Genomic DNA, 2144 nt, shown 5'->3' with positions numbered 1-2144 from the left:
AGGAAAACAAGCAAGTAGTAAATTGGATGCTCTGCAATTGGCATCCGAAAAAGAAATCCTATCTCCATATGAAACGGTTTGGGATGTAATAAATCACTAAAAGTTGTTTCTATCAGCTCTAAAGATAAGTTGAGTAAAAAATTAGCGACCAATAACATTCCAACAAACAAAAAAGCACTCAATGGAATGAGTACTTCTTTTTCAGCTAATTTATATTTGATTGATACCTTTTCACTATACATATCAAAGAATCACCTCTGTTCAATCTAGCCACACGTATTACTTCTTTAAGCCAAAGCCCAAATCATAATTATATTTCTCATATTCTGTTATCTTATCGAAGTCATTCGTTACATCTAAAGATATGATATATCCAAATTTCTTAGTAATTTGGTCATCTGTTGGCATTTGTTGAAAACTTGCTACTACTTTTATATCGGAATCCTTCATTTGTTGGAGAAAGTATATAAAATCTTCCTGACATAAATAATTGGTTTCATCTACAATTACGTATTCATATTGTTTAGCTATATTTATCACATCTTCTGTAATTTTAAAATTCCCATACCCTTCATTCGATTCACAATCCAAGTGTTGTAAAGTCACATTACCCTCTGTTTGCTTCCCGAATGCTTCGTCTTCGTATTCCCTCAGTGGATCTAACACTAAAACTTTTGATAAACTTAAAGCCATTTTCTTCAGTTCCCTCGTTTTCCCTGTTCCGACTCGACCTACCACCATTAAACTTTTATCTAGACTTGAAATTTGTATTAAATTTGCACTATTAACAAACATCTATATGACCCCTTTCAAATTAAAAAGGTACTCTTTTTATGAGTACCTTTTTGGCAATATCAGTTGATTTTTTTGTAGACAAATAATAAAGTTCTTTAAAAAATAATAAAGTCGTTTAATTCCTCGACACTTATGAAGCCAATCTGATGATAATTTTTTGCATCTTCTTTATCAATTTTGAAAGGATTTTCTTTATTTAATAAATAACCTTTTGCACAGTCAAATTGGCTTTTATAAAGCACCATTACAGGTTTTTCTCTACTAGGATTTTGAATTTTCGAGACTTCAACTTTTGTATAATCACTCTTTAATTCATAAATTTTATCATCATCCAAAGTCACATAAATAGTATGGGTATTAAACGGAATTTTCATTGTAAATCCTCCTTTTTGAATAACTTTATTTTTTATTTTAGTTCCAATTAATCGTGGTATCAAAGGTTTTAGACCTTGTTTTTAAAAGACTTTATTATTTCTAATCATTTTTCTTTATTTACTCGCTACCATCTTTTCATTTTGTTTCAGAACTGGCTTTTCTTGATTTGTTGGTTTCTCTGGTTCTGTTGGTTTTTCCGGTTCTGTTGGTTTTTCCGGTTCTGTCGGTTTCTCTGGTTCTGTTGGTTTCTCCGGTTCTGTTGGTTTTTCTGGATCTGTCGGTTTCTCTGGATCTGTTGGTTTCTCCGGTTCTGTTGGTTTTTCTGGTTCTGTTGGTTTTTCCGGTTCTGTTGGTTTTTCTGGATCTGTCGGTTTCTCTGGTTCTGTTGGTTTTTCTGGTTCTGTTGGTTTTTCTGGTTCTGTCGGTTTCTCTGGATTTGTTGGTTTCTCTGGTTCTGTCGGTTTTTCCGGTTCTGTTGGTTTCTCTGGATTTGTTGGTTTTTCCGGTTCTGTTGGTTTCTCTGGATTTGCTGGTTTTTCTGGATCTGTCGGTTTTTCCGGTTCTGTTGGCTTCTCTGGATTTGTTGGTTTTTCCGGCTCTATTGGCGGCTTTGGTTTTTCTGTCCCTGTATTTTCCGTATTACCATTCTCACCCTCCGTTATAATTGGTGGGTTCAAGATTACATCTGGTTTCTTCTCTGGTGGAAGAATATCGCCTATACTTGCTACTGAAGAATCAATATTTTGATCACCGAATGCAAAGTGATCTCCATTCACGGTAACTTGTGGCTTATTATCTGTAATAGCTGCAATCACATTATCCTTTGCTGTATCTTGAATTGATTTATCTTTCGTTTCTTTATCAAAGAGTGCTAGAACACGGGACGTCGTTTCATCTCCATTTTGAAGATTACTTACAATGGATTTTTCTTTAAAATTAATTTTCGATTTATCAAGCTCTTCGAGAACATAAGC

General features: G+C 34.0%; 3 protein-coding genes and 1 pseudogene. All 4 read right to left on the bottom strand.

All coding sequences use genetic code 11. The features are described 5' to 3' along the window. Window positions 1-242: pseudogene (locus CN409_RS31050) on the bottom strand (type IV secretory system conjugative DNA transfer family protein); the annotation flags it as partial. A 37-nt stretch (window positions 243-279) separates the two neighbouring features. Continuing rightward, on the bottom strand, window positions 280-795 hold the full coding sequence (locus CN409_RS31045; RefSeq protein ID WP_097982060.1) for a hypothetical protein: 516 nt from the start codon (window positions 793-795) through the stop codon (window positions 280-282). A 95-nt stretch (window positions 796-890) separates the two neighbouring features. Beyond that, window positions 891-1169, bottom strand: coding sequence for a hypothetical protein (locus CN409_RS31040; RefSeq protein ID WP_097982062.1), 279 nt, complete (start codon window positions 1167-1169; stop codon window positions 891-893). 114 nt (window positions 1170-1283) lie between these two features. Continuing rightward, window positions 1284-2144: hypothetical protein (locus CN409_RS32500; RefSeq protein ID WP_240518696.1), on the bottom strand; the 861-nt coding region annotated here is incomplete at its 5' end.

The organism is Bacillus sp. AFS012607 (assembly GCF_002558005.1).
GTDB lineage: Bacteria > Bacillota > Bacilli > Bacillales > Bacillaceae_G > Bacillus_A > Bacillus_A thuringiensis_S.
This window is presented reverse-complemented; position numbering and strand designations above follow the sequence as displayed.

What these genes read in the sequence shown, in the direction of transcription:
- CN409_RS31040 (WP_097982062.1), bottom strand. Translation starts at nt 1,169, where the DNA reads ATGAAAATTCCGTTTAATACCCATACTATTTATGTGACTTTGGATGAT.
- CN409_RS31045 (WP_097982060.1), bottom strand. Translation starts at nt 795, where the DNA reads ATGTTTGTTAATAGTGCAAATTTAATACAAATTTCAAGTCTAGATAAA.